Annotated in this window: 22 protein-coding genes, 1 tRNA gene and 1 pseudogene; all 24 read right to left on the bottom strand. The window is 39.4% G+C overall.

Going from position 1 to position 26,389, the window contains the following annotated elements; translation table 11 throughout:
• Window positions 1–361 precede the first annotated feature (361 nt).
• The 24 genes and pseudogenes from HMPREF2628_RS09585 to HMPREF2628_RS09470 all read right to left on the bottom strand — a co-directional run bounded on the left by HMPREF2628_RS09585 (window position 362) and on the right by HMPREF2628_RS09470 (window position 26,364).
• A complete protein-coding gene (locus HMPREF2628_RS09585) occupies window positions 362–1,288 on the bottom strand; it encodes a bifunctional riboflavin kinase/FAD synthetase (protein WP_070843014.1) in 927 nt (308 codons plus the stop codon).
• Between the two features lie 143 nt (window positions 1,289–1,431).
• Window positions 1,432–4,971 carry a chromosome segregation protein SMC gene (gene smc, locus HMPREF2628_RS09580; RefSeq protein WP_070843013.1) on the bottom strand — a complete coding sequence of 1,180 codons (3,540 nt, stop codon included), beginning with the start codon at window positions 4,969–4,971 and terminating at the stop codon, window positions 1,432–1,434.
• Entirely contained in the window at window positions 4,962–5,660 is a 699-nt protein-coding gene (gene rnc, locus HMPREF2628_RS09575) for a ribonuclease III (RefSeq protein ID WP_033677334.1), read from the bottom strand. Before rnc ends, smc begins: the two co-directional genes overlap by 10 nt.
• A gap of 184 nt (window positions 5,661–5,844) precedes the next feature.
• Window positions 5,845–5,916: transfer RNA gene (locus HMPREF2628_RS09570), tRNA-Arg, on the bottom strand.
• A 66-nt stretch (window positions 5,917–5,982) separates the two neighbouring features.
• Complete coding sequence (locus HMPREF2628_RS09565; RefSeq protein ID WP_000931164.1) at window positions 5,983–6,969, bottom strand: GMP reductase; 987 nt, start codon at window positions 6,967–6,969, stop codon at window positions 5,983–5,985.
• A gap of 171 nt (window positions 6,970–7,140) precedes the next feature.
• Window positions 7,141–8,457 (bottom strand): McrC family protein, encoded by a 1,317-nt coding sequence (locus HMPREF2628_RS09560; protein ID WP_070843093.1) that lies wholly within the window; start codon window positions 8,455–8,457, stop codon window positions 7,141–7,143.
• A complete protein-coding gene (locus HMPREF2628_RS09555) occupies window positions 8,444–10,231 on the bottom strand; it encodes an McrB family protein (protein WP_083320559.1) in 1,788 nt (595 codons plus the stop codon). Before HMPREF2628_RS09555 ends, HMPREF2628_RS09560 begins: the two co-directional genes overlap by 14 nt.
• Before the next feature lie 601 nt (window positions 10,232–10,832).
• Window positions 10,833–10,956, bottom strand: a pseudogene (locus tag HMPREF2628_RS10845) (GMP reductase); the annotation flags it as partial.
• A gap of 201 nt (window positions 10,957–11,157) precedes the next feature.
• Window positions 11,158–11,937 (bottom strand): L-threonylcarbamoyladenylate synthase, encoded by a 780-nt coding sequence (locus HMPREF2628_RS09545; protein ID WP_070478988.1) that lies wholly within the window; start codon window positions 11,935–11,937, stop codon window positions 11,158–11,160.
• 27 nt (window positions 11,938–11,964) lie between these two features.
• Complete coding sequence (gene leuD, locus HMPREF2628_RS09540) at window positions 11,965–12,558, bottom strand: 3-isopropylmalate dehydratase small subunit (protein ID WP_070843011.1); 594 nt, start codon at window positions 12,556–12,558, stop codon at window positions 11,965–11,967.
• Between the two features lie 9 nt (window positions 12,559–12,567).
• The gene (gene leuC / locus HMPREF2628_RS09535; protein WP_070843010.1) at window positions 12,568–13,950 is read right to left on the bottom strand and encodes a 3-isopropylmalate dehydratase large subunit; all 1,383 of its coding nucleotides are present in this window, start codon (window positions 13,948–13,950) and stop codon (window positions 12,568–12,570) included.
• A 3-nt stretch (window positions 13,951–13,953) separates the two neighbouring features.
• Complete coding sequence (locus HMPREF2628_RS09530) at window positions 13,954–14,223, bottom strand: DUF1294 domain-containing protein (protein ID WP_045607025.1); 270 nt, start codon at window positions 14,221–14,223, stop codon at window positions 13,954–13,956.
• Entirely contained in the window at window positions 14,220–15,257 is a 1,038-nt protein-coding gene (gene leuB, locus HMPREF2628_RS09525) for a 3-isopropylmalate dehydrogenase (RefSeq protein ID WP_070843009.1), read from the bottom strand. Before leuB ends, HMPREF2628_RS09530 begins: the two co-directional genes overlap by 4 nt.
• A gap of 11 nt (window positions 15,258–15,268) precedes the next feature.
• Complete coding sequence (locus HMPREF2628_RS09520; RefSeq protein WP_045607028.1) at window positions 15,269–16,831, bottom strand: 2-isopropylmalate synthase; 1,563 nt, start codon at window positions 16,829–16,831, stop codon at window positions 15,269–15,271.
• Between the two features lie 313 nt (window positions 16,832–17,144).
• Window positions 17,145–17,801: an MmcQ/YjbR family DNA-binding protein gene (locus HMPREF2628_RS09515; RefSeq protein ID WP_070843008.1), complete on the bottom strand. Its 657-nt coding sequence runs from the start codon at window positions 17,799–17,801 to the stop codon at window positions 17,145–17,147.
• A gap of 43 nt (window positions 17,802–17,844) precedes the next feature.
• Window positions 17,845–18,477: a copper homeostasis protein CutC gene (locus tag HMPREF2628_RS09510; protein ID WP_042751274.1), complete on the bottom strand. Its 633-nt coding sequence runs from the start codon at window positions 18,475–18,477 to the stop codon at window positions 17,845–17,847.
• Window positions 18,478–18,569: 92 nt separating this feature from the next.
• On the bottom strand, window positions 18,570–18,929 hold the full coding sequence (locus HMPREF2628_RS09505; RefSeq protein ID WP_042751275.1) for a YbaN family protein: 360 nt from the start codon (window positions 18,927–18,929) through the stop codon (window positions 18,570–18,572).
• A gap of 104 nt (window positions 18,930–19,033) precedes the next feature.
• Complete coding sequence (gene topA, locus HMPREF2628_RS09500; protein WP_070843007.1) at window positions 19,034–21,121, bottom strand: type I DNA topoisomerase; 2,088 nt, start codon at window positions 21,119–21,121, stop codon at window positions 19,034–19,036.
• Window positions 21,122–21,238: 117 nt separating this feature from the next.
• Window positions 21,239–22,087: a DNA-processing protein DprA gene (dprA, locus tag HMPREF2628_RS09495; protein WP_070843006.1), complete on the bottom strand. Its 849-nt coding sequence runs from the start codon at window positions 22,085–22,087 to the stop codon at window positions 21,239–21,241.
• Window positions 22,088–22,174: 87 nt separating this feature from the next.
• Window positions 22,175–22,864: a CTP--phosphocholine cytidylyltransferase gene (locus HMPREF2628_RS09490; RefSeq protein WP_020902399.1), complete on the bottom strand. Its 690-nt coding sequence runs from the start codon at window positions 22,862–22,864 to the stop codon at window positions 22,175–22,177.
• 11 nt (window positions 22,865–22,875) lie between these two features.
• On the bottom strand, window positions 22,876–23,754 hold the full coding sequence (locus HMPREF2628_RS09485) for a DMT family transporter (protein WP_070843005.1): 879 nt from the start codon (window positions 23,752–23,754) through the stop codon (window positions 22,876–22,878).
• On the bottom strand, window positions 23,744–24,613 hold the full coding sequence (gene licA / locus HMPREF2628_RS09480) for a choline kinase LicA (protein ID WP_070843004.1): 870 nt from the start codon (window positions 24,611–24,613) through the stop codon (window positions 23,744–23,746). The genes HMPREF2628_RS09485 and licA overlap by 11 nt, the downstream gene beginning before the upstream one ends.
• 16 nt (window positions 24,614–24,629) lie before the next feature.
• Window positions 24,630–25,652, bottom strand: coding sequence for a ribitol-5-phosphate dehydrogenase (locus tag HMPREF2628_RS09475; RefSeq protein ID WP_033681837.1), 1,023 nt, complete (start codon window positions 25,650–25,652; stop codon window positions 24,630–24,632).
• A 4-nt stretch (window positions 25,653–25,656) separates the two neighbouring features.
• On the bottom strand, window positions 25,657–26,364 hold the full coding sequence (locus tag HMPREF2628_RS09470) for an IspD/TarI family cytidylyltransferase (RefSeq protein ID WP_049488774.1): 708 nt from the start codon (window positions 26,362–26,364) through the stop codon (window positions 25,657–25,659).
• Between the last annotated feature and the right edge of the window lie 25 nt (window positions 26,365–26,389).

The following is a 26,389-nucleotide window of genomic DNA, read 5'->3' as shown; positions in this document are numbered from 1 at the left end:
GTAAAACTGCTATCTCATCTCAAATCTTAACCAAAATACTTCTGCATAAGTGATTTTTTCAAGGTTTCCAATTCTTCCAGAGATTTTTGAATTGTCAATTATGATTTTTCTCTTTATGTCATATATTAAATATTTGTTAGTGGATTTGCGTTACCTTCAGTCCAAAGCATTTCCCACAACTGATCAATTTTATTTTTTAATTCACCTGTAATCATATAATCTCTTTTCTTTATTTTTTAAAGTTATTAATATCCCTATTTTAACAGATTTCGAACAAAGCTTCAATTAGGTTTATATCTGTAAGAATTTCTTCCAAAAATAAAAAAAGCAAACACAAAATATGGTTCACTTTTTAAACATCCTACTCTCCATCCTTCCAATTCCAAGCAATTTCTTCATCTTTCTGGAGTTGATCTACCAGTTCTTCAACAGAGTCAAATTTGACCATTTCACGGACACGGTCTAGCCAGTAAACAATAACTGTTTCACCGTAAATGTCATCTGAAAAATCAAAAATATTGACTTCAAAACGTGGCTCTTCTCCATCGAAAGTAACATTTTTCCCGACACTCGCCATTCCACGATATCTTTTACGCTGCACTTCGATATCGACTACGTAAACACCATCTGCTGGCATATAGGTTCGATCTCTTAAAACTAAGTTTGCTGTTGGATAACCGATCGTACGTCCACGAGCATTCCCATGAACAACCATTCCACGTGATGGTAGAGGGGTGCCAAGTAAATGAGCAGCTTCTCTGACATCTCCATCCAGAATAGCTTGACGAATACGAGTAGAACTAATTTTCCCCTTTTCATCCTCAACAGGAGGAACAATGATGATTTCTCCATCAAAATAATCCTTCAAATCATCCGCAGTTTTCTTATCAGAACCAAACGTGTAATCAAATCCCGCTACGATAATCGCTGGTTTTAATGCTCTAACATAGGTATCAAAGAACTCTTGACCCGTTAAACTAGCAAATTTACTACTAAAGTCAAGTAAGAAAAGAGCCTCTACTCCATGCCATTTCATCTTATGTTCCCGTTCTTCATGGCTGACAATATGAAGCATTAATTCTGGCTTGTAAGGCTGTAATGCGAGCTTAGGCGACTCTGTAAAGGTCATCACGACAACTGGTAGATATTCTTTCATAGAAGCCTTGCTAGCTACTTCAAAAAGCTTCTGATGTCCCTTATGAATACCGTCAAAATAGCCTAATACAAGAACTGTTTTATCAGGTACTGCGATATCTTTTTCATTTTTTATAGGTACTGTTGTAATCATGAAACTATTATATCATAGAGAAAGCCTTTTCGCTAAAAGGAAAGCCCAAATGTCGTTTTTTACTCCTGAACTGACCTTAAAAAATCATTCAAGATGTTAGTTTTAAAAAATAGCATCCCCTAAGAGATGCTATCGTTTGGTAACTAGTCTACTGTTTCTTCCAAATCTTTTAACTTAACCGAAACAATTTTTGAGACACCTGATTCTTGCATGGTCACTCCATAGATAGAATCGGCTGCTGCCATGGTTCCCTTACGGTGGGTTACGACGATAAACTGGCTGTCCTTATCAAAGCGGTTAAGGTAATCCCCAAAACGTTTAACATTGGCTTCATCTAACGCAGCCTCTACCTCATCTAAGATAACAAACGGGATAGTCTTAACTCGAATGATAGAGAAAAGCAAAGCAAGAGCAGAAAGAGCTTTTTCACCACCACTCATGAGGTTAAGCGACTGGATTTTCTTGCCTGGTGGTTGGACAGAAATCTCAACCCCAGCTGTCAGCAGGTCTCCCTCAGTCAAAATCAAGTCTGCTTGACCTCCGCCAAACATCTGCTTGAAGGTCACTTTAAAGGATTCACGAATAGCCTCAAAGGTTGATTTAAAGCGTTCCTTAACCTCATCATTCATCTCTGTGATAGTCTCAAGAAGCAGATTTTTCGCAGACAGAATATCATCTCGCTGGCTATTTAGGAAATCCAGACGGCTGTAGACTTCTTCATACTGTTCAATAGCGTCTAAATTGACAGGACCCAGTGAGCGAATAGCTTTCTCCAAATCCTTAACCTCTTGCTCAGCTAGATTGAGATTTTCCAATTCATGTGCATTTTCTAGAGCTTCAGTATAGCTAATCTGGTACTGGTCTGTTAATTGACTTTGTAGATGGCGCAAACGCTCGCTGACCTTTTCTTTCTTGGCTTCAGCACGAGTTTGCTTGCGAATCCACTCTTCATTCTGCTGACGAGCCTGATCCAAATGACTGGCAATATCATCCAGCTGACCTTCTATATCATCCAACTCAAACTGCTTACGAATCAAACCTTGTTGGAGATTTGTTTTCTGAGTTTTGGCTTCATCAGCCTGTTGACTGAGCAAATCCGTATCAACTTTCTCAAGATTATCAACCTTTTCTTGAAGGAGGCGCTGGATTTCCTCTTGTTCGATATCTAAATTATCCAATTCCTTGCCTAAACGCTCAATATCAGCCACTTCATAACGTTTTTGTCCTTGCAGTTCTGTCTTAAGCAATCGAGCTTGCGCCACATCTTCCTGCAAGTTTTGATAGCGTTCTTGGATGGCATTTTTGTTAGACTTAATCTCTTCAATCTCAGCTTCCAGATTTTGCTTGTCACTGGCGATAGTAGTAAGGCGCTCTTGGCATTTTTCCTTATCCGCTTGCCAATCTCCCTCAGAAAGACGATCTAATTCCTCTTCTTGGAGTTTCCAAAGAGTTTCTAGATCTTCAACTTGCTGACTGGTCTGCTGATAAGCGAGGGACAATCCTTGCTCCTGAATACGTGCCTGCTCTCCTTGAGATTTGATAGCTTCTAATTTTTCTGTCAATCTAGCCATCTCATCTTGCAAGGTCTTCAAAGATTCTTCTTCTGAACGAAGACTTGCTTCCTCTTCAGCAATTTCTTTTTGTAATTGCTCCAGTTCTGGCTTGATGAAAATACTGTTATTCTGGCGGTTGGCTCCACCTGCATAGGAACCACCTGTTCGCAATTCTGTCCCGTCCAAAGTCACCATACGAACCTGATAACGAATCTGGCGAGCTGCTGCACGCGCATGCTCTACAGTATCAAAAATAGCCGTCGTAGCTATCAAGTTCTTGAAAATAGCTTCCAGTCTAGTATCGAATGTCACCAGCTCATCAGCCATACCCAGAAATCCTGGACTTGCAGCAATAGCATCTTGATTCTGACTAGAAATCGTACGCGCCTTAATAGTGGTCAAAGGAAGGAAAGTCGCACGACCGGCTCTGTTGCGCTTGAGGAAATCAATAGCCTTAGTAGCTGCATTCTCATCTTCTACGATGATATGCTGACTGCTGGCTCCAAGCGCAATTTCTAGGGCAGTTTGATAATGCACATCAAAAGTCAGGTGCTCACTGACTGCACCAATAATTCCACCGAGGCGGTCTTTTTCTTGGAGAACACTCTTAACACCTGCATAAAAGTTGCTATGATTTCTCAGGATATTTTCCAAACTTTGAGCTCTAGCCTGCTTGTTTTTAAGACTGTCCAGACGGTCAAAGAGTTGACTTTGTTGAACTTGATAGGAAGCTTTCTGCTCTTCTTGCTCCTTGGCAATAGCTTGATAGTCAGCCAATAATTTCTGAACCTGCTCCTTGGCAGTTTCAAGCTCGTCTTTTTGCTGACTTGCCCTCTCTTTAGCTGTAGCCAACTGTTCTTTCAGCTTTTGTAGTTGATCTGCTTGTTTTTGAGAAAGTTGACGACTATTTTCCAACTCATTCTCTATGCGAGTCAGTTGGTTTGATACATCCGCTTCTTCTTGTAAAAGGGCTACAAAGCGTTCACGTAGGAGCTCAATCATCTGATCAGGATCATCTGAAAAAGCTAGCAATTCAGCCTCTAAACGATTGAGTTTTTGATTATTTTGGACTAGATTTTCCTCTAAGAGAGCTAAAGAGCTTTCCTTATCAGATTTTTCTTTGCTGAGTGAGTTTCTCTTATCCTCCAAAGAGATCAAACGGGCTTGTGCTTCCTGTTGATTCAGGGCTACTTGCTCAGACTCCAGTTTCGATAGGGCTAATTTTCTCTCTAAGTCACTAATTAGACTAGTCAAGTCCATCAAACTGCCCTGATCTTTGGCCATTTCAGCCTGTAAATCTTGGCGTTGCTTTTTAAGAGTATGATTTTCTTCCTCTAATTTTTCACGCTTTTGGTAATAACTAGTCAATAGTTCCTGAACCTGAGCCAACTCTTCTTCTGTCAACTCTAGTTCAGCCTTATTTTCCTTGATTTGAGCAACCAAAACATCTAAGTAAATGGCCTTACGTTGACCTTCCAAGTCTAGAAACTTACGGGCATTCTCAGCTTGTTTCTCAAGAGGCTTGATTTGATTATCCAACTCGTAGATAATGTCCTCTAAGCGGTCTAGATTATCCTGAGTTTGCTGCAGTTTGCTCTCTGTCTCTTTTCTACGAGTCTTGTATTTCAAAACTCCAGCAGCTTCTTCAAAAATAGCTCTGCGTTCTTCAGGCTTGGAGTTGAAAATCTCCTCAACCTTCCCTTGGGAAATGATAGAGAAGGAATCTCGTCCCAAACCTGTATCCAAGAAAAGATCATGAATATCACGCAGACGGACTTTCTTACCGTCAATCTTGTATTCGCTATCTCCGCTACGATAGATATGGCGTTCTACCCTGATTTCTTGGCCTGCATCCTTGATAAATCCGTCATGATTATCCAAAGTCACAACTACAGAAGCATAATTGAGCGGTTTGCGACTTTCTGTTCCAGCAAAGATAACATCTGGCATCTTGCCACCACGGAGACTTTTAACACTTGACTCCCCCAAGGCCCAACGCAGACTTTCTGTAATATTCGACTTTCCAGATCCATTGGGCCCAACAACTGCCGTCACACCTTGGTCAAAGACGACCTTAGTCTTGTCAGCAAAAGACTTGAATCCCTGAATTTCGATTTCCTTTAAATACATGAATCCAGCCCTTTCTCAACGGCATTTTTGGCAGCTTCCTGCTCTGCTAATTTCTTAGAACGACCTTGACCTTGACCGATGCTCTTACCTTCAACCAGAACTTCTACATCAAAAACCTTATCATGGGCAGGACCCGTTTCAGAAATCACCTGATAACGAATAGCCACATCGCCATTGACCTGAAGTAACTCTTGGAGATGGGTTTTGTAGTCTGTAATCATCTCAAATTCGCCTGCTTCAACCTTAGGAATCATGACTTGATAGATAAATGCCTTAACCTTGGCCACATCCTTGTCCAAAAGGAGAGCACCTAGAAAGGCTTCGAAGGCATCACCAAGAATGGTGTCACGATTGCGACCACCAGATTTTTCTTCCCCCTTACCCAACTTGATAAATTGATCAAACTGGCAATCACGCGCAAAACCAGCTAAACTCTCCTCGCGGACAATCATGGCACGGAGTTTGGACAAATCGCCTTCAGGCTTTTTAGGATATTTTTTATACAGATATTCTGAAATCAATAACTGTAGAACAGCGTCTCCTAAAAATTCCAAGCGTTCATTGTGTGAAATTTTTAAGAGGCGGTGCTCATTGGCATAACTCGTATGAGTAAAGGCAGTTTCCAGTAAATTTTTGTCTGCAAATTCGATTGCAAAATGGTTCTTTAGTACAGTTTGTAATTCTTTCATACCAACCTCTTTCTAACTGATAACAGTCCTTTTTATTATATCAAAAAAAGCCCCCTGAGTCACTTTAAAACGGGACTGGAGGGGATTTGGGCATTCTTTAAAAAGAGATTTACAGTTTTAAGGGCCAATTTAGGTCTGTTTAAAGAAAAAAGCCCTATTTAAAGGCTTTTTTAGGATGTTTACATCCACCCTGAGGGAATCGAACCCCCATCTCAAGAACCGGAATCTTACGTGATATCCATTACACTAAGGGTGGAAACTTGTTTTATTATAACAGAAATTTGCTTTAATAACAAGTTTTTTTCTAGTGAGATAGCCCGTCTTAGTGGGAAGCATCCCCATTCCAGATAGAGTTTTTCACGATCACATAATCAACGTGTTTAAGGTCAGCAACCTGACGTCCACCTGCATAAGAAATAGCACTTTGAAGGTCTTGTTCCATCTCAGTTAAAGTATCTTGCAGATGACCTTTGGCAGGAAGCAAGATGCGTTTGCCTTCCACATTTTTGTAAGCACCTTTTTGATATTGTGAAGCTGAACCATAGTATTCTTTGAATTGTTCACCATCGACTTCAATCGTTTTCCCTGGACTTTCAATATGTCCTGCAAATAGAGAACCAATCATGACCATGCTAGCACCGAAACGGATAGACTTGGCAATATCGCCGTGAGTACGAATTCCTCCATCAGCAATAATCGGTTTACGAGCAGCCTTAGCACACCAGCGAAGGGCAGCCAACTGCCAGCCTCCTGTACCAAAACCAGTCTTGACCTTGGTGATACAAACCTTACCAGGACCGATTCCAACCTTAGTAGCATCCGCACCAGCATTTTCCAATTCACGCACAGCTTCTGGTGTTCCCACATTTCCAGCAATGACAAAAGTATCTGGCAATTCTTTCTTGATGTGCTGAATCATAGAAATCACGCTATCTGCATGACCATGAGCAATATCAATCGTGATGTATTCTGGAGCATCAGCCTTGAGTTGGCTAACGAAATCATACTCATAGTCCTTAACACCGACAGAGATAGAAGCAATGAGCCCTTGATCGTGCATTCGTTTAATAAAAGGAATGCGTCCTGCTTCATCAAAACGGTGCATAATGTAGAAGTAGCCTCCTTTAGCCAGTTGCTCTGCTACATTTTCATCCAAAATCGTCTGCATATTAGCTGGCACAACAGGTAGTTTAAAGGTGTGATTTCCTAGCGTGACACTTGTATCTGCTTCTGCACGGCTTTTAATGACACATTTATTTGGAATCAATTGAATATCTTCGTAATCAAAAATTGGAAATTCATTTAACATATCGATGTCTCGTTTCTTTTGTAATGACCTACCTATGCTCTCGCATCACTACGCCTTTTCCGACGTTTCCTTAATTTATTATAAACTAAAGTACAGTTTCTGTCAAATAATTTCATAAATTAAAATATATTGTTCGGTTTTTATTGTATAAATAATAAAAAAGAGGAGAGATTATTTTCTCCCCACTTCGTTAGCAATATTCCTTTTAAAAATTTCTTCTGAGATTTCTATCATATTACAAAACTCACTATATGACAAGGTCGTCTTAGGAATGTGGATAGACCATTTCTTCAACAAAGCTCCATAACCTGCTAGCTTTCCTATCTCACTATCAACCGCCTTTTTCTCACTCGGGAAAATAAGACCAGCCTTCTCAGCTTTTAAAATATAAGAATAGGAAATCAGCTGGAATAAGTCCTCACGGTTGATTCCTTTTTCAGTCAATTCCAGTTTTTTATACTTAGCATCTAATACTATTTTAAGTTCTTTATGATAAAAATCTGGATATACTTTTCGTTTCCCAACAGAAAATACCGAAATACCACCTAGCTTTTCTTTATTCCGTGGATGGATGAAATCTTTTGGCAATAAGGTATGGACATACTCTTCCCAAAGCCAGGCAACATCAAAAAGAATACCATGAATTTTTTGATCTTGATATCCTAAACCGTGCTTTTCTTGGTTTAGGATCATCAGACAAAGTTCTTGTAACTTTCTGTACTCGTGAAAGTATGCATGACGTATCGGTTTAGATTGATTTACCCGAATAATCTTAGCACGATCAGCTAGTTTATAAGAAGGCGTTACACGCACGATTTCAGATACGTTTTCACGACTAGTTGAGAGAGTATCTAGCACCCCTTGACCAATGCTTTTCTGGTTCTTAATGTATTCAATAGTGTGACGAACCAACTGCATGAGGGGATTATCATAGGTGAACTCTCTCGTTGTGTAGGCAATATTTCCCGTGAAAGGAAGATTTTTCTTGAGATGGTTTCTTACATCAATCACTCCCTTAACATTACTGTCATTATGAGAAAATCGATGGTATTCCTTATAAAGACCTTTTCGAATAGCAGCTTGTAGATACTTGGGGAAGAGATACATCAAAAGTTGATAAAGCCTCTCTTCACGAGACAAAGCAACATCTAAACTAGTGAGATTGATATGAAGAACCTTTTGTAAGAGATAATGCAAAAAGTGGTCGTTATATTTATCAGAAAAACGAGAGGAAATCGTTAATCTTTCCTGACCACAACCCAGAAAACCAATCACATTTCCTGTCTTGATTTCCTGATTAACTGTTTCAAAGATTTTTTGGTCCTTCTCTAAGTCAGGAGAATTCTTCAAATCATTTGGAAAAATGAAAACACGTTCATCTTGGGATAGACTTTCCAAGGTTCTGTCTAAAAGAAGATTGCTTAGTTTAGGATATTCTTCAACAAATTCTTCCTTAACAATCTTGTGTTGATTATCAGTAATCCGCATCATCGTTTTCATCGCCTTCATTGTCATCAGCTACTGCCTGATCTTTTTGCTCATTCTTTGTCAGATCGAATGCTTTTTTCAATGTTTCTAAAGTTTCAGCTTCATCATAAGAACCACGTACATAATCTTCCAAAAGTGGTTTGAGATAATCAGACCAAAGTATTTCATAATCATATTTCAATTTTTTTAAATTACAGAAATAACTTGGTCCGATATGATAATGACTGTTTAATTCCTGAATGTTTTCAATAGCAGCATTCAAGTTCCTTAGTCGAATTTTAGCTTCTTTTGCATCTTCACCTAGTTCTTCATCTAGAATATAAAGTTGACTTTCAGCCGTAACTTCAACAAAGCGGAAACGACGACGCATAGCAAAATCGAAAGTATCAACAGATCTGTCTATATCATTCATTGTTCCGATAATATAGACATTGTCAGGGATATAAAATTTCTCATCAGTTTCATGTAAATTAGCATATTGGGTAGAAACACTTCCCTTTTCACCACGATAACCAGGATCAATTGAGAAAAATAGTTCTCCAAAAATCTTAGAAATCTCACCACGGTTGATCTCATCGATGATGAAGACAAAATTCTTGTCTGTCTTGATCTCTGTTGGAGAGATATAGTCTTTCAAACCAAATCTTTTCTTTAAAATTTCAAGGACTTTTTTTCCTTGGTTACGATAATAGGGCTGTTTCAGATAGTTTTCATCTTTATAAAGTTCATAAACATAAAATTTTGTTAAGACAGTTCCTTGAGCTTTAGTTTCATAATTGATATTAAAATTATTTCGACTATTTACTGTTAGGTAGGAAAATTCTGTTAAATATTCTTTTTCATCTCTGCTATTTACATACTCAAGATAACGATCCCAAGCTTCATCAAAATTATCTTGTCCTCCAGTCTTCTGAGCTGCTTTAGCCTTCTGGCAAAACTGCTTAAAAATACCATCTTGTAATTTAAACTCGATAGCTCCATCCCCATTTGATATCGGTCTCAATCCCTCTACAAAGTCCGTGTAGTCATACGAAGGATGAAACTGAACAAAATCTATTTGATTAATTTCATCCTGTGACAGAGCATTGATATCATTAGTTCTACCATTAGACACAATATTGGCAGCAATTTGTTTAGAAAGATAGGTTTTACCAGTTCCTGGTGCACCCCGGAATACTACATTTTTAGCAGAAAGTACGAGCTTCGAAAAAATACTTATATGACCATCTAAATGTAGTGTAGCTGAGTTAATTTCCATAGGTTTCTTTTTACCTTCTTTCTCTGTATAAACTAAAATAAATTTATCACCATCTTTACCAAATCTCTTCAAGCATTCATGTACAAACATGAGAGTTGAAAATACATTCCAACAGTAAAAAACAAAATTTTCACCATTATTACATTCATACTTTAAGTATTCTATACTATTTCTATTTCCTTTGAAATCATCAATACTAGAAAATAAGCCTTGAATCATATCACTAGTTGGATTATATTGGCAAATTGGAAATTTTTCCCTCTCTTCTTTTGACAGTTTGAGTAAGTGCTTTTCATATATTTGACAAGCTAAGCGAGGTAACACTTGATTAGATTTTTTTCTTTCAAATTTATTTTGAATTCTTCGAATGATTTCTCCATTTGAACTTTCAAAGTATGCATCAAAAAATTTATATGTGTCTCCCAAACTCAAATCTTCAATCGTAAAATGCCTATCTGTTGAATATACCTTATCTTTCGTTATTTGTAATTCATATTTTGTATTAGAATCATCCATACTTATTTCTCGCTTTCTTAGGTTTAATTTTTAAAGATTATGTAACAATTATTTCACATAATATATCTTCTGGAATAAATATATAAAGGATTTAACTAAAAGTACTAACTCACTACACTGCAGTTGGTTTGATTATTATTACTATAGTCTAATTGATTATTTACAGTATCAATTATTTCTATGATTTTAATTTAAATAATTTTTCATTACAATATTTATCTATATGAAATGATGAACTTAGTGACGCACTCTATAATTCCACCCCATTTATTTAATTTCTTCTGTCATATCGTACTCTTTTATTCTATTATATCATCAACCTTTTGATTCTTTACAAATCAGGCAAGATATTTTAGAGATAGAAATTTGTAAATTCTGTTTTTTTTTACATTTTAAAATACTTCCCTATATTATTTAAACTCTAAAAATTAGTCTTCCCGCCAAAAGATATACGTAGTATTTTCCAAACGGACAATATACTTAAAATCTAAGAAATCTGGCTCTTCATAATAATCAAGAAGATCAAAGAAATAATGATCATACTTAATTTTCTTAGTACTATTATAATTAATATATTTTTGCTTATTTTTATTATACCATAAAAATTTAAAAGTTTGATTTCCTAGAGTGACGCTTGTATCCACTTCTGCACGGCTTTTAATCACACATTTATTTGGAATCAATTGAATATCTTCGCAATCAAAAATTGGAAATTCATTTAACATATTGATGTCTCGTTTCTTTTGTAATGACCTATCTATGCTCTCGCATCACTACGCCTTTTCCGACGTTTACATAATTTATTATAAAGCAAAGTACAGTTTTTGTGAAATAATTTCAAAAATAAAATTATATTATTCGGATTTTACTTAAATCAAAAACAAAAGAAAGAGGAGAGATTATCTTCTCCCCACTCCTTCTCTATCCTAATAATACTCACCCTGACGGTAGTCCCATGAGTTAAAGGTGTCTGACAGGTGCATCATGATTTTATCAATGTCAAGCCCTTTACGGATCACAACTGGAGCTGGGGAAGTTGAACGTGCTCCTCCTTGTTCTGGGATGAGTTTGCCGTCTTTATCGACCATAGAGACCATCACACCTTGCTCGTAGCGTGTTTCAATCGTTTTGTCAGGCTGGATTGATGCCACATAGTCGTCTGCCTCGATAACAAGGTCAACTGCTCCTTCGATGCGTTCTCCGATTCCTTCTACCTTACCACGGTTTCCTTTTCCAGATGGGTTTGCAGATGAGGCATAGACCATCTTGCCTTCTTCCCAAAGTTTGGCAGCTAATTGTTCACCAGCTTTCCCGAATTTGATAACAAAACAGCTAGTACCACGCACGTCAGTCATAAGTTCTTCACGGCTATCACCGTATGCTTTGAGTTCTTCAAAGGCTTCTGGTTTCCAAGGAAGGATACAGCCAAGAAGAATATCTTCGTCCCAATGTTTTTGGTAAAAGGCTTCAATTTCTGGGTTGAGTTGTGCTAAAGCGCGAAGCTCATCCATGCTACCACAGAGAACAACACCTGGTTTGTTACGGTTACGTTCTTTGGCTGCGAACTTGCGCTCAAGTCCTGCCTTGTCGCTAGTCATGATAATGTAACCAACTTTAGTAGGACAAACGATACATCCGCCCTCACCTTTTAAAATGTCGTAGCCTTCTTGTGAAAGTGTTCCGTTCCATTGAATGTGTTTTGTCATAGTTCTATTTCCTTTTCTATTTTTCTTCTAATCCTGCCAGTAGTCTGGTCGTTGTTTTTCATAAGCAGCAATCAAACCTTCATACTGCAAGGTAATACCGATATCATCCAAACCATTTAAGAGTTTGTGTTTCCACTCACTATCGATTTCAAAAGTGAATTCTCCAATTGGTGAGATGATTTTTTGTTGTTCCAAGTCCACAGTTACCTGGTCAGTCGGTTGTAGCTGAGCTAGTTTCTCTCGAACCTCTCTAGGCTGTACAATAGGCAACATTCCATTATTGAGTTCATTATTGTAATGAATGTCCCCAAAAGATCCTGCAATCACGACCTTAAAACCATAGTCCGCTAGAGCCCAAGCGGCATGCTCCCTCGAAGATCCTGCCCCAAAGTTATCCCCTGAGATGAGAATACTAGCTTTCCGATATTCAGGTCGGTTAAAGACAAAGTCTGGATCCTCAGTATACTTATCGTCCAGATAACGCCAAGCATACATGAGGTACTTACCAAAGCCTTTTTTATCAATTAACTTGAGAAACTGCTTGGGTAGGATTTGATCGGTGTCGATGTTATCATTCATGAGAGGAACGGTCGTTCCCGTATAAACTGTAAATTTCTCCATATCCTCTCCTTACTGGGCTTCTGGCATTTGCCGAACATCTACGAAACGCCCTGCAATAGCTGCCGCAGCTGCCATAGCTGGACTACAGAGATGGGTCTTAGCACCAAAGCCTTGTCTATCTTCAAAGTTTCGATTGCTGGTTGAGGCACAGTGGACACCATCAGGTACCTTGTCAGGATTCATCCCTAGGCACATAGAGCAACCTGGGTCTCTCCACTCAAAGCCAGCATCTAGAAAGACCTTGTCCAAACCCAACTTCTCAGCAGCTCGTTTGACAGGACGAGAGCCTGGAACTACGATAGCTGTTAGATTAGGAGCTATTTTCTTCCCTTTAACAAATCTCGCAGCTAGTTGCAAGTCACTGAGACGAGAATTGGTACAAGAACCAATAAAGATATAGCCCAGTTCAATATCAGCTGGCTTTTGACCAGGCTCCAAGTCCATGTAATTGTAGGCTCGCTCATCATTCATATCCTTAATTTCTGGGAATCTACTGTCAAAGTCAACCCCCATAGCAGGGTTGGTTCCCCAGGTCACCATAGGAGCCAAGTCTGAAACATCCATCTGGATAACCTTATCATAAACAGCATCATCATCACTGACAATTGTTTTCCAATCCGCCACAGCCTCTTCAAAGTCCTCTGGAACACATTCCCGTCCTTTGAGATAATCATAGGTGGTTTGGTCCGGATTCATGATTCCCATCTTGGATCCAAACTCGATGGACATATTGCAGATGGTCATTCGTTCTTCCATGCTCAGTGCATCAATAGCTTGTCCTCTATATTCCACCACGTAGCCTACACCGCAAGCAACGCCGTATTTAGCAATCAAGGCGAGAATAAAATCCTTGGAATAGACTCCCTTTTGAGGAACTCCAGTGAATTCTACCAGCATTTTCTTGGGTTTGACCTGCCAGAGGGTCTGGGTAGCGAAGACATGTTCGACCTCACTGGTCCCAATTCCAAAGGCAATTGCTCCGAAAGCTCCGTGAGTTGCCGTATGGCTGTCTCCACAGACGATGAATTTTCCTGGTTGAGTTCTTCCAGTTTCTGGTCCAACCATATGAACGATTCCTTGCTTTTCGGAACCGTGGGCCGCATGTTCAATCCCAAACTCCTCAACATTTTCAGCAAGCTTATCAATTTGAGCCTTAGAAATCACATCTCGAATATCGTAGATATTGACTGTCGGGACATTGTGGTCAAAGGTTCCAAATGTCAAGTCTGGTCGTCTCAATCTGCGTCCTGCATCTCGTAGTCCTTGAAAAGCCTGAGGGCTGGTCACTTCATGAATATAGTGCTGGTCCACATACATGAGTTGGGGCTGCCCCTCTTCTCCTGTGATGACATGACGATCCCATAATTTATCAAAAATCGATTTTCCTGCCATCTATTACCTCCAAATAACATATAAGACTACTAGTGTAGTCACCATCCCAAGAAACCAAACTGTTTTAAAGTACCATTTTCGAGTCTTGTGGTGAAAGATGATTCCTGCTAACCAAGCACCAAAACCACCACAAGTAAAGGCTAAAATAAGTAAGATTTTCTCAGGGATGCGCCAAGCTCTTCTCCTCGCCTTGGATTTGTCAATGCCATAAATCAAGAAAATGATGACATTCCAAATCAAAAGGACTAGAGTAATTTTTTCGTCTAACTTCATAACCTTGCGATAATAGCTTCCGTCATTTCCTTGGTCGAAGCCTGTCCACCTATATCTCTTGTTAAAACACCAGCTGCCAAACTTGCCTCAACAGCACGCTCGACACGCTCTGCATCCTCATAACGTCCAAAGCTGTCTCTCAGCATCATGGCCACTGATAAAATCATGGAAATAGGATTGGCAATTCCTTGACCTGCAATATCAGGTGCTGAACCGTGAATAGGTTCATAGAGACTTGGTCCATTTTCAGAATGACTGGCTGATGGCATAACCCCAAGTGTGCCAGATAGAACGCTTGATTCATCAGATAGAATATCTCCAAAAAGATTTTCCGTTACGATGACATCAAACTTAGCAGGATTAGTAATCATAAGCATGGAAGCTGAGTCGACTAGCTGGTGTTCCAAGGTCACATCTGGGAAATCCTTTGCGACCTTCTCAGCTACTTTCCGCCAGAGTTTTGATGTTGCCAACACGTTTTGCTTATCAATACTGGTAAGGATTTTTCTCCGACTTCTTGCGATTTCAAAGGCTTTGCGAATAATCCGCTCCACTTCCTCATAGCTATAGTCGTTGATATCACGCGCTTTTCTTTCTTCAAGAATATGATCCCCAAAATAAATCCCACCTGTCAACTCCCGTACCACAACAAAGTCTACACCAGCAATTCGTTCTGGTTTTAGTGGTGACAAATGCTTGAGACTCTCAAAAATCTTAACAGGGCGAATATTAGCATAGAGATTTAGTTCCTTACGGAGAGCCAGCAAGCCTTGTTCGGGCCGAACCGCTGCTCCATCATACTGAGGACTACCGATAGCCGCTAGGAGAATGGCATCTGCTTCTCTACATGCTTTGAGGGTTTCACTAGGTAAAGGATGGCCTGCTGCATCAATTCCTGCACCTCCAAAAGGTCGTTTGTCTATTTCATAGTCAAAGCCTGTTTTTTCAGCTAGAGCTTCCAGAACCTCTAACCCAGCATCCATGATTTCTGGGCCGATTCCATCCCCTGCCAGAACTACTATTTTCTTTGTCATAGCCTTCTCCTTTACACACTAGGCATATCACGATAGGAAACACTGCGTCCCATCTCACCAGCATTCTCTTTTTGAACAAAGGTATTAGCATTGATGTAGGCAATAGCAGATGCTTTCAGTACATCGAAATCAAGCCCTGCTGCATTAAAGATGGTTTCTGTATCTCTGTTTTCAACAGTGACCAAAACCCGAGCTTGGGCATCAATTCCATCTGTCACAGCGTCAATAGTATAGGACACCAAGCGGACGGATTGGTTAAAGAACTTATCGATAGCGTTAAAGATTGCTTCAACAGAACCTTGCCCTGTCGCATTAAATTCGACTTTCTCACCATCCATATTGGCTAGGCTAACGAGTGCTTCAATGTCATTTTCCGCATGGGTTTGTAGTTGTAAATCATCAAAGTGGAAGCCTTCTGGATTCTCAACCATGGTTCCAGCTACCAAAGCTCGAATATCTGCATCTGTGATTTCTTGCTTCTTGTCCGCTAACGCCTTGAACTTAGCAAAGAGTGGCTTGATATCCTCTTCTGTAAAATCTAGCGCCAATTCTCTTAGTTTCTCGACAAAGGCATGGCGACCTGACAATTTTCCAAGTGGAAGGCTATTACTCTTGACACCGACCAATTCAGGAGTGATGATTTCATAGGTAAGAGGATTTTTAAGAACTCCGTCTTGGTGAATACCAGATTCGTGAGAAAAGGCATTGCCACCGACCACAGCCTTGTTTTTAGGAACTGGAATTCCTGAAAAGCGAGAAACCATTTCTGACGTATTGATGGTTTCATTTAAAACAATACTAGTTTCTGCTTGATAGTAATCTTGGCGAATATTGAGAGCCACTGCTATTTCTTCCAAAGCAGCATTTCCAGCTCGCTCACCAATACCGTTGATAGTTCCTTCGACACGTCCTGCCCCATTCTTGACAGCAGCAAGGCTATTAGCCACTGCCATTCCAAGGTCATCGTGGCAGTGAGGCGAATAGATGATCTGACGATCCGTCTTGACATTCTCAATCAAGTATTTGAAGATAGCTCCATATTCCTCTGGTGTGGTAAATCCTACCGTATCAGGAATATTGATATAAGACGCACCTGCATCAACCGCTGTTTGAACAACTTGTAGAAGGAAATCCAACTCTGTTCTGGTCGCATCTTCAGGAGAGAATTCGACCACTTCAAACTTGGAACGTGCATAAGAGACATGCTCACTGATTGCTTCCAAAATCTCTTCCTTGCTCTTATTGAGCTTATACTTTCGGTGAATCGGACTGGTTGCAATAAAGACGTGCACTTGTGGATACTTGGCGTCCTTGAGGGCCTCGTAACAAGCATCAATATCAGACTTGACAGAGCGTGCCAAACCAGTCACCGCTGTTTTCTTCAAGGCCTTAGCAATCTCCTGAACTGCCGTAAATGAATCAGGACTCGCCGCTGGAAAACCAGCTTCGATGGCTGAAATACCCCATTTCTCCAGCTGTCTTGCTATGGCAATTTTTTCTTTGATTGAAAAGTTAACACCCGGTGTCTGTTCTCCATCCCGAAGGCTGGTATCTAGAAATTCAACTGTTCTCATAAGATTTCCCCTTTTCCAAATGTGGTTTTAAAAAAACATCTCGCTCAGAAATCCAAGCGAGATGTTGATTCACTCCCGCTTGGTAAGCCAAACAGGACTAATGCTTTTTGCACTAGCCCGAGTACCTCAACAACAAAGCGAATTGATTAAACTTAGCTGTTTTCATGTTTGACTTTCTCCTTCGTTTGATATCTTGTTTAGTATTTTAGCATAGGCAAAAGTACTTGTCAAGAAAAAATCCAATATTTTCTGAAAATTTCTTCAGTAGAGAATATTTTGCTAATTGAAAGTTCTTGAAAAATCTTGAAATGTTTCATTTTTTAGTGGTTAAGTTCCAACTTTTTTCTATCAATTCTAGCACTTCTTCATCTGATAAAGCATCATCAAGCGCCACACTAATCCAGTAGCGTTTGTTCATATGAAAAGCTGGATAAATACCTTTATTTAAAAGTAAATCAGCTACTTGGTCATGTTTGAGGTTGACTGCTTCCACCTGTCCTTCTCTGCCCTTTTCCAACTTATCCCAAGAGATTTTCATCAAGACGGCATACCACTTTGTATTGCCTTCGTGTCTTAACACTGCTGTATCAGGTGATTTTTCCCACAGATACTCCAGCTGATTACCATACTTTTCTTGAACTTGAGTCATGATTCGTTTAGTCTGAGGACAGATAAAATCTTGCACATCAAAACAAGCCTTCCGAATCTGGTAAAGAATCTCCAGACAAGCCTCACAGACACTTGCAACAAAACTTCCTTTAAAACTTTCCATATGGACTTGAGGATAGAGGTCACCAGTCTCATGGTCAAAGACTTGAAAACTCACATTATCAGCAGTGATGGATACAGTCATGACAAAGTCACCTTGCAAAATCTGGCAACTATAGGTCCAGACTCCACTATTTTCTACAAAACCATAGGCAAAAGCTTTTTCTTGATTAAACTGATAGGATTTAAATATTTCAAACATAAGCGAAAACTGCTACCCAAGGCTAGCAGTTCCTTTCTATTTTTTAAAAGACAACCTTAGTTCCATGTAATTGTGTCACGCCAAGCTGGTCTATAAAGGTTTGACGGTTGTCAAGGCCAATCCCCCCACCTGGTAGAATTTCAATCTTACCTTTAGCGTGCTCTAAAATTCTGTGATAGTGAGCAAAACGTTTGTCTAGAGAGTCGCCAGATACACCAGCGCGAGTCAGGATACGAGTGACACCAGCTTGGCTGAGCCAGTCAATAGCTTCTAACTGGTCTTCTTCGCTCAATTCATCAAAGGCCATGTGAAAGACAATTTCCATTCCTTTTGATGCAGCTATTAACTTCTCAAGATTAGGCTTATCCAACTTCTTATCAGCAGTTAAAACCCCAAATACAACCCCTTGACTTCCAGCCTGAGCGGTCAACCGAATGTCTTCTAACATGATATCAATTTCTAGGTCATTATAGACAAAGTCGCCACCACGTGGACGAATCATGGTCATGATGGTCGTATCGTAGTTAGCTGCCAATTCAACCGCTGCCTTGGTCACTCCATAGCTGGGAGTTGTCCCACCAACTGCTAGATTGTCACAGAGTTCGATTCGACGAGCTCCAGCCTGCATCGCTTTTTCAAGCAAGGTCACATTTTCAGCACAAAATTCGTAAATCATTTGATTCTCCTTGAAGATTACTTTAAATTTATTATATCATATTATTGTAAATATGCTTTCAATTTTATCAAGGCAAATAACTACTATTTTAACTATTCTTTGTCTGGAATGACCTTGAAGAGATAATAGGTGATAAAGATGGTCAAGGCTCCCAGACCGATTTTTACTGGTAAAAGAGGGGCAAAATAAATGGAAATTCCCATCAAGATGTAGATAGATACGATGATTTTTTTCTTTCGTTCACGCGCAATGGACTTGGTCTCGCGAAAATCAGCTACATATGCTTGATAGAGCTTGGTATGATAAAGCCAATCTTCGAAGCGCTTGGAACTTCTTGAGAAACAAGCAATAGACAACAAAAGAAAAGGCGTTGTAGGCAACAAGGGTAAAACAACCCCAACAATAGCCAAGACCAGTGATAAAAAACCAATTATCAGATAAATAATACGCATAACTTCTCCTAGTTAAAATAATCTTCTTCTAGTTTCGCATACAATGGTGAATTTTGTCAAGTTCTAACCAAAAGAGCCTGAAATTAACTTTCAGGACTCTCCTCTTATTTAATCTTTTCTTCTTCGTAGTCGCCATTACTACATACAACCTGCTTGCCACCACCACGGACTTTTTTCTCCATGAGGAAGTTGCCACATTTTGGACAGTCACGACCAACAGGCTTGTCCCAAGAGGTAAATTCACAGTCTGGATAGCGATTGCAACCATAGAAGAGGCGGTTACGTTTGGTTTTACGCTCAATGATTTGTCCCTGATGACAACTTGGACACTCAACACCAATCTCTTTCACGATTGCTTGGGTATGACGGCAATCTGGGAAATTGCTACAAGCGTAGAACTTACCAAAACGACCAAGTTTAATAACCATTGGACTGCCACACACTTCACAATCAAATCCAGCTGGTTCATCCTTGATCTGGATTTTTTCCATTTCTTCTTCAGCCTTGGCCACTTCTTTAGAGAATGGTTTGTAAAAGGAGTCTATAACACGTTGCCACTGCTCTTTTCCGACTTCGACATCATCCAGCTTGCCTTCCATTTCAGCTGTAAAGGTTACGTTTACGATATCTGGGAAATATTCAACGATGAGCTTGTTGACAATTTCCCCCAACTCTGTCGGTTCAAAACGTTTGGATGCAAGGCGAACATAATAACGTTTCTGAATGGTTTCAATGGTTGGCGCGTAGGTTGACGGACGTCCAACTCCATTTTCCTCCAAGGTCTTGATAAGGGTCGCTTCAGAATAACGGGCAGGTGGTTGGGTGAAATGTTGCTCTGGTTTGCTATTGACCTGTTTGACCACATCTCCCACAGCCATATCTGGTAACATCTTATTCTTGTCAGAATCATTATAAATGGCAAGATAACCATCAAACTTAACCTGACTACCATTTGCAGCAAATTGAACTCCATTTTGAGACAATTTAACAGCCATGGTATCAAAGACAGCAGCTGTCATCTGGCTAGCTACAAAACGATTCCAGATAAGGGTATAAAGCTTGAGCTGATCCTTGTCCAGATACTTAGCAATACTTTCCGGTGTATTAAAGACACTAGACGGGCGAATAGCCTCATGGGCATCCTGAGCACCTGATGCATTTTTGACCTTGCTACCATGCTTAGAATACTTGCTACCAAAACGGTCCGTAATGAAGCTTGCTGCTTCGTTCTGAGCTACAGGACTGATACGAGTCGAATCAGTACGCATATAGGTAATTAAACCTTGAACACCAGAACCAATATTAATCCCTTCATAAAGCTGTTGCGCAACCATCATGGTTTTTCGAGTACGGAAATTGATTTTATTGGCAGCATCCATCTGCATAGATGAAGTGGTATAGGGTAATGGAGCATTGCGTTTGCGCTCTTTCTTATCCACCTGATCCGCTGAAAAGTCTTTACTGGTCAGACGAGATAAGACTTCCTTGACCTCATCATTACTAGTCAGTTTTAGCTTTTTACCATCCACTCCATAGAAGGAAGCCTGAAATTGCTTGGTTCCCTTCTTAAAGACACCATCAATTGTCCAGTATTCTTCAGGCTGGAAGGCGTTGATTTCATTCTCACGGTCAATGATGAGTTTAAGGGCAATGGACTGTACGCGCCCTGCTGACAAACCCTTCTTGACCTTTTTCCACAAAATAGGCGAAATCGAATAGCCTACCAAGCGGTCCAAAACACGACGAGCTTGTTGGGCATCTACCAAGTCCATATCAATCTTGCGCGGTTCTTTAAAAGCATTTTTGACTGCATCCTTGGTGATTTCATTGAAGACCACACGGTTGGCATCATTTTCATCCAAGTTGAGAATATGAGCCAAATGCCAAGAAATCGCTTCTCCTTCACGGTCCGGGTCACTCGCAAGAAAGACTTTATTAGCTTTTTTAGCTTCTTTTTTCAAGTCATTGATGAGAGGACCTTTTCCTCGGATATTGATATATTGCGGTTCATAATTATTTTCAATATCAACGGACATACTGGATTTCTTCAAATCACGGATATGCCCGACACTGGCTAAAACCTTGTAATTTCTGCCTAGATATTTCTCAATCGTTTTCGCCTTAGCAGGCGACTCCACGATGACTAGATTTTTTTTAACTGTTGATTTTTTCTTTTTTGTTGCCGTAGCCACAGTATCACACCTTTTCAAAGTAATAAACTTTATAAAGTGTAAACCATTTTGCCATAACTGTCAAGACTTAGCTACTATATATAGAAGAAAAGTTTGTCTAGTAAGCGAACTTTCGTCCTAAAATTCAAATTCCGCAAGTACATCTTGCCCACTGGTGACCAATTTTGCTCCTTCTTGAATCAAGTGATGACAACCGTCTGATAGTCCATCTAAAATGCTACCAGGAATAGCAAAAACATCGCGGCCTTCTTCCATTGCTCGCTCACAAGTAATGAGACTACCTGAACGCATCTTAGCCTCTGCTACAATCACACCACGACAAAGTCCAGCAATGATGCGATTACGGGCAGGAAAATGAAATTTCAGAGGTTGTTCACCAGGCCCATACTCACTAAGAACCAGATGGTCATTTCCGATGTAGTCTTGCAAGCGTTTATTGGCTTTAGGATAAAACACATCCAGCCCTGTTCCAATAACTGCAATGGTTTTTCCACCATTCTGGAGAGCTGCCATATGAGCTGCTGTGTCAATTCCCTTGGCTAATCCACTGACAATAACCAGTTCATTTTCCAAGCCCTGAATGATTTTTTCAACTGACTTCGCTCCCTGTTTGCTACAAGCACGACTTCCTACGACTGCTACCTTAGGAAATTTCAAGAGATCCAGATTTCCCTTGTAAAATAAAAGTACAGGCGCATCATATATTTCACTCAAATCCCAAGGGTAACAGTCATCTAAAATAGAGAAAGATTGAAATTTTTGAAATTCTTTCTCCAAATGCGCATCATCTATCTGAAAATAACGTTCCATAAAAACAGCTGGATTTCGGCAACCTGATATATCTGCAATATCACCTAACAACAGTTCTTGATCAACATTTTCACCGTATTCTAGGACATTCAAAATCTGTTGATTGGTCAAACCTGATTTTTTTAACTTATAGATTTCATAGTTTGTGATTTTCATAAATATCTCCATTTCTTTTTCTACTCATCTATTTATTCGTAAAAAAATCAAAAAACATCCGACTATTTCAGCCAGATGTTGGAATCTTTAATTTTCGTTTTTAAGAATTTCTTCCAATTTATGATAATCTTGGACACTGTCAATTTCATAGATGCTGTTGCCTTCTAATTCTTCAACATAGACATCTAGTTCTTTGATATTATCCTTAACCATATTATCCCAATAGAGGTCAACAAATTCACCACTTGCATAAGCCTTGTCGATAAAGCTGACAATCTTTTCTGCAGTTGGAGCATCCCAGAAGGATACACCACTCAGGATACGACCAGCTTTGCTATCAACAATAATGTCTTGAACCTTGTAGTCATCGCCATAGACTAAGAACCATTCGTTGGTACAATCTTCACGATAAACACTAAAATAAGTAGAACGTGTCAAATCATTGCGGAACATATTTTTAAAGAGATAATTATCGGCATCGATAACGTAACTGTTAGCTAATTCTTCTTTTACAAGATAGAGAGAGTAAAAGTTATTGTAGTCAGCGTATTTATCATTGAAAACGAGGCGAACACCATATTTTTCTTTTAAGTAATCAAATTGTTCTTTAAGGTAACCAACAATGATGATGATATCATGGATACCTTTTTCTTTTAAAAACTCAATTTGGTATTCAATCAAAGGTTTTTGATTAACCTGAACCAAGGCTTTAGGGGTATTTTCAGTCATAGGACGCAAGCGAGTTCCCAATCCCGCTGCTAAGATGATGGCTTTCACACGAATCTCCTTTATTCTTTAATAATAATATAAACTCCAGCAATGACGACAAGTGACGTAATAATTGTCAGCATATCTAGTGGTGCACCCAAGAAAACAACTGCAAACAAGACTGTCCATACTACATAGCTCACATTCAAGCCTGTAGCCTTGGCTGGTTGTAAGCGATTGATAGCGATATAATAAGCCAAGTAGGAAATCATATCAAAGGCTGCAAAGACAATCATAAGACCTAGTAATTGTCCATTGGCTACTTCTGCAAATGACTGATGAGAGAAGAGCACAATCACAAGATAGGACAAAAATGAAGTCACTTGACGGATTAAGAGAGCTTCGATTTCACTCAATTCACTTTCCATAGCAAAAGAGCTAAGGACACTTTCACTCCCCCATGCAATGGCACAAACCAAAGCACAGAGAATCCCAATGTAGAAGGAATTGACCTGTTCAACCTTATAGGTCTGGGCAATAATTCCTGCAATAATCAAGATAATCCCAAACACAGTATTTTTCGAAATCTTGTGCTTCAAGAAGAAGAAAGCCAATAAAACTGAAATCGCAGGGTAAATAGCTGATACAGATGAAGCTAAAGAACTTCCGATATACTTAACTGCATAAAGATTGGCCTGCATACCGATAGGGCCTGCTAGTAAGGCTCCGATGATAACACTAACATTGCGAATATTTAAGAAAATTGAGAGACGAACTTTTCCTTCTTTTACCAAGAGAAAAGCTAGTAAGATAAAGATACTCAAGAAATCATGAGCAGCGGCTACCACAAAGGGTGACAAATCTGTAAAAATCGAAAAGATATAAGCACTGATCGTTAGACCTAACCCCCAGAAAATACCTGAGAGTAGACCAAAAGAAACTCCATTTTTATTTTTCATCAGAACCTCCATAATAATCTAGACCTTTAACAGCTCTTTGATAACGATTCACACCATAATCACCAAAATCTGCGCCTTGCTCTTCCTTATAGACTGTCCATAGACTCCAAATGGTATCTTGTAAAATTTTATAAATAGCAATCTTTTCACGAGAGACAGGTGTTTGGTCACTCTCATAGTGAGATAAGAAAGCTTCTTCCTCTTGGGGAGTGAATTCAGATTCTAAAAAGAGGGCAGCCAAATCCCACATTGGATCATTCATTGATGAATATTCCCAGTCAATCAGATAAAGTCGTCCTTGAGGTGATTCGATAAAGTTTTCAGGCACCAAATCGATATGACAAGATTTTCTGTCAACACCTAAGTCAGCTAGTCTTTTCTCTAAGGAGAAGACTTCTTCTCGAACTGCTTCATAGTTAGCATAAGGAATCTCTTCTTCAATCAAGGATTCGTATTTTTTGATTTCTTCAAAAGGAGCAAATTCTCCTCTTAATTCCTTACCAGAAGCATGAATGGTTTGTAAAATTGGAGCAATTTTATCGAACTTGGTCTTGATTGTAGTTGAATCAAGTGTAATCGCAGATTCGATATACTCATTTACTTTGATACCAGCTTCAATATCAAAAAGATAATTTTTGACATCTAAGTCTAAATCTTTAAGTAGTTCAAGATTGTACTTTTCATCTTGACGATTGATAAGCTTTTCTGTCCCTTTACCAAAGAACTTAACAATGTATTGCTTATTTGTTGTTTTGACCAAATAGTTTTGATTGGTCATTCCACCCAGTTGTTCAACACTGAGGACTTCCTCTTCTTCACTAAGTAAGGAAGAAATTTTTTCTTTAATAATTTTCTCCACAATTAACCTCCAGCACTTATACTTCCCACTTAAACACAGTTTTAAAGGCCGTGTTTAAATCGGTCGCAAAGACACGGTGAATATCTTTAATTTCTCTTACAGGTTCTTCTAGATAAAGGATATTTTTAAGACGATTGGCAAATTTCTTGACTTCCATCATTTGGATTGCATTTTCAAAATCGATGCGACCAGAACGAGAGGAACCAACCAAGAGCAAACCTTTTTCTAAGGCATCGCGTGTATTGAGATTGACTTTATACTCACTAACTCCCATCATGAGAATCGTTCCCTGAGGACGAATGTAGCGAATCAAGTCATTAATAGCTGGTCCAGTACCATCACCACCACAACACTCAAAAGCATGGTCAAAGGCCAAATCTTCAGGAATATTATCAGTAATATAGCATTCCTTGGCAAAAGAGAAGAGTTCCAACTTTTCCCAATGACGACCAATAACCACAATCTCTGCTTCTGGTAGAGTATAGTTGATAATATTGGCAACCACAAAAGCTAAACTTCCATCTCCGATAACGGCGATTCGGTCCCGCTTGCTATGAGCAAGTGTCAATAAGCGATTCATAGCATGCATACCGACACTGACAAACTCTGTAATGGCTGCAACCGTATCTTCGATAGCATCATAAGGCACCACACGATCTTTAGGGAGAGAAACAAATTCTCTCATAAAGCCATCAAAGCCACTAGACAAGAAATGGGTCCCTGTCATGTAGTTTTCATAGAATTCTTCATCACTCTGCATAGGAGGCTGATTGGGAATCATGACAACTTTTTGACCAACCTCGTAGGTTCCTGTCGGGTCAGAAATAACGGTTCCACATGACTCGTGAATCATTGCCATTGGAAGTTTTTTATTCAAAATCTTCGGATCACGTTTTCCTTGGTAGTAACGCTGATCCGCATGACAGACCGCCATATAATTAGGGCGGATGAGGATATGATTCTCTTGGTCAATAGCCTCTTCCTGGTATTTGACATTGATAAACTTAGGCTTTGTTAGTTGGTAAATTTGATTAATCATTTTATTACTCTTCCTCAATCATGCTTTTTGCAATCTTCAAATCTGTTACTGTAGTAATTTTCAGATTTGAATATTCACCCTTAGCCAAGGCTACATCTTTTCCTTTGATTACAAAGATTTTACATGCATCTGTTAAGATTTCTTTCTCTTCGGCAGAGAGAGAACCGTAAAGATCCATGAAGTCCTTGCAACGGAATGTTTGAGGTGTTTGTCCTTGATAGAGGTGAGCACGATTTGGAATATCTGTAATAAATTGACCGTTAGTACTTTCAACGATAGTATCAACCGCTTCTACCACTGTGTCCACTGCGTCATGATTTTGAGCAAGTTTGATATTGTCTTGAATCATGCGAAGCGTAATGAATGGACGAACAGAATCGTGGGTAACAACGATGTCCTCTGGAGTAAGCGGACGATAAGCATCAATGGCTTCAATGATTTTCTCAATACTCGTATTACGGTCAGCACCACCTTTTGTAATGATGATACGATCTTTATGAAGAGGTAGATATTTATCTACAAGATCCTCTGCATGGGAAACCCAGTCTCCATGAACCCCAACCACAATTTTTTCAATACTTGGTTCCAAGACAAATTTTTCAATTGTATGAATCAAAATAGGTCGATCACCTAGCTCTAAAAATTGTTTTGGCAAATTACTGATTCCCATACGTGTGCCAGTTCCACCGGCAAGAATTCCTGCATAAATCATCTATTTTCTCCTTTGTCTTACTAAA

The sequence above is a fragment of the Streptococcus sp. HMSC063B03 genome, from assembly GCF_001836965.1.
In the GTDB taxonomy this organism is placed as follows: Bacteria; Bacillota; Bacilli; order Lactobacillales; family Streptococcaceae; genus Streptococcus; species Streptococcus pneumoniae_F.
Note: the sequence above shows the minus strand (reverse complement) of the source record. Positions and strands in the feature narration are given on the sequence as shown.

Excerpts from the sequence above, each read along its gene's own strand:
- HMPREF2628_RS09560 (WP_070843093.1), bottom strand. The coding sequence starts at position 8,457 with ATGCGGATTACTGATAATCAACACAAGATTGTTAAGGAAGAATTTGTT.
- HMPREF2628_RS09505 (WP_042751275.1), bottom strand. The coding sequence starts at position 18,929 with ATGCGTATTATTTATCTGATAATTGGTTTTTTATCACTGGTCTTGGCT.
- HMPREF2628_RS09545 (WP_070478988.1), bottom strand. The coding sequence starts at position 11,937 with ATGACAAAACACATTCAATGGAACGGAACACTTTCACAAGAAGGCTAC.
- HMPREF2628_RS09510 (WP_042751274.1), bottom strand. The coding sequence starts at position 18,477 with ATGATTTACGAATTTTGTGCTGAAAATGTGACCTTGCTTGAAAAAGCG.
- leuC (WP_070843010.1), bottom strand. The coding sequence starts at position 13,950 with ATGGCAGGAAAATCGATTTTTGATAAATTATGGGATCGTCATGTCATC.
- rnc (WP_033677334.1), bottom strand. The coding sequence starts at position 5,660 with ATGAAAGAATTACAAACTGTACTAAAGAACCATTTTGCAATCGAATTT.
- HMPREF2628_RS09520 (WP_045607028.1), bottom strand. The coding sequence starts at position 16,831 with ATGAGAACAGTTGAATTTCTAGATACCAGCCTTCGGGATGGAGAACAG.
- HMPREF2628_RS09565 (WP_000931164.1), bottom strand. The coding sequence starts at position 6,969 with ATGTTAAATGAATTTCCAATTTTTGATTACGAAGATATTCAATTGATT.
- smc (WP_070843013.1), bottom strand. The coding sequence starts at position 4,971 with ATGTATTTAAAGGAAATCGAAATTCAGGGATTCAAGTCTTTTGCTGAC.
- HMPREF2628_RS09555 (WP_083320559.1), bottom strand. The coding sequence starts at position 10,231 with ATGGATGATTCTAATACAAAATATGAATTACAAATAACGAAAGATAAG.
- dprA (WP_070843006.1), bottom strand. The coding sequence starts at position 22,087 with ATGAAAATCACAAACTATGAAATCTATAAGTTAAAAAAATCAGGTTTG.
- HMPREF2628_RS09485 (WP_070843005.1), bottom strand. The coding sequence starts at position 23,754 with ATGAAAAATAAAAATGGAGTTTCTTTTGGTCTACTCTCAGGTATTTTC.
- HMPREF2628_RS09470 (WP_049488774.1), bottom strand. The coding sequence starts at position 26,364 with ATGATTTATGCAGGAATTCTTGCCGGTGGAACTGGCACACGTATGGGA.
- leuD (WP_070843011.1), bottom strand. The coding sequence starts at position 12,558 with ATGGAGAAATTTACAGTTTATACGGGAACGACCGTTCCTCTCATGAAT.
- leuB (WP_070843009.1), bottom strand. The coding sequence starts at position 15,257 with ATGACAAAGAAAATAGTAGTTCTGGCAGGGGATGGAATCGGCCCAGAA.
- HMPREF2628_RS09515 (WP_070843008.1), bottom strand. The coding sequence starts at position 17,801 with ATGTTTGAAATATTTAAATCCTATCAGTTTAATCAAGAAAAAGCTTTT.
- HMPREF2628_RS09475 (WP_033681837.1), bottom strand. The coding sequence starts at position 25,652 with ATGATTAATCAAATTTACCAACTAACAAAGCCTAAGTTTATCAATGTC.
- HMPREF2628_RS09530 (WP_045607025.1), bottom strand. The coding sequence starts at position 14,223 with ATGAAGTTAGACGAAAAAATTACTCTAGTCCTTTTGATTTGGAATGTC.
- HMPREF2628_RS09585 (WP_070843014.1), bottom strand. The coding sequence starts at position 1,288 with ATGATTACAACAGTACCTATAAAAAATGAAAAAGATATCGCAGTACCT.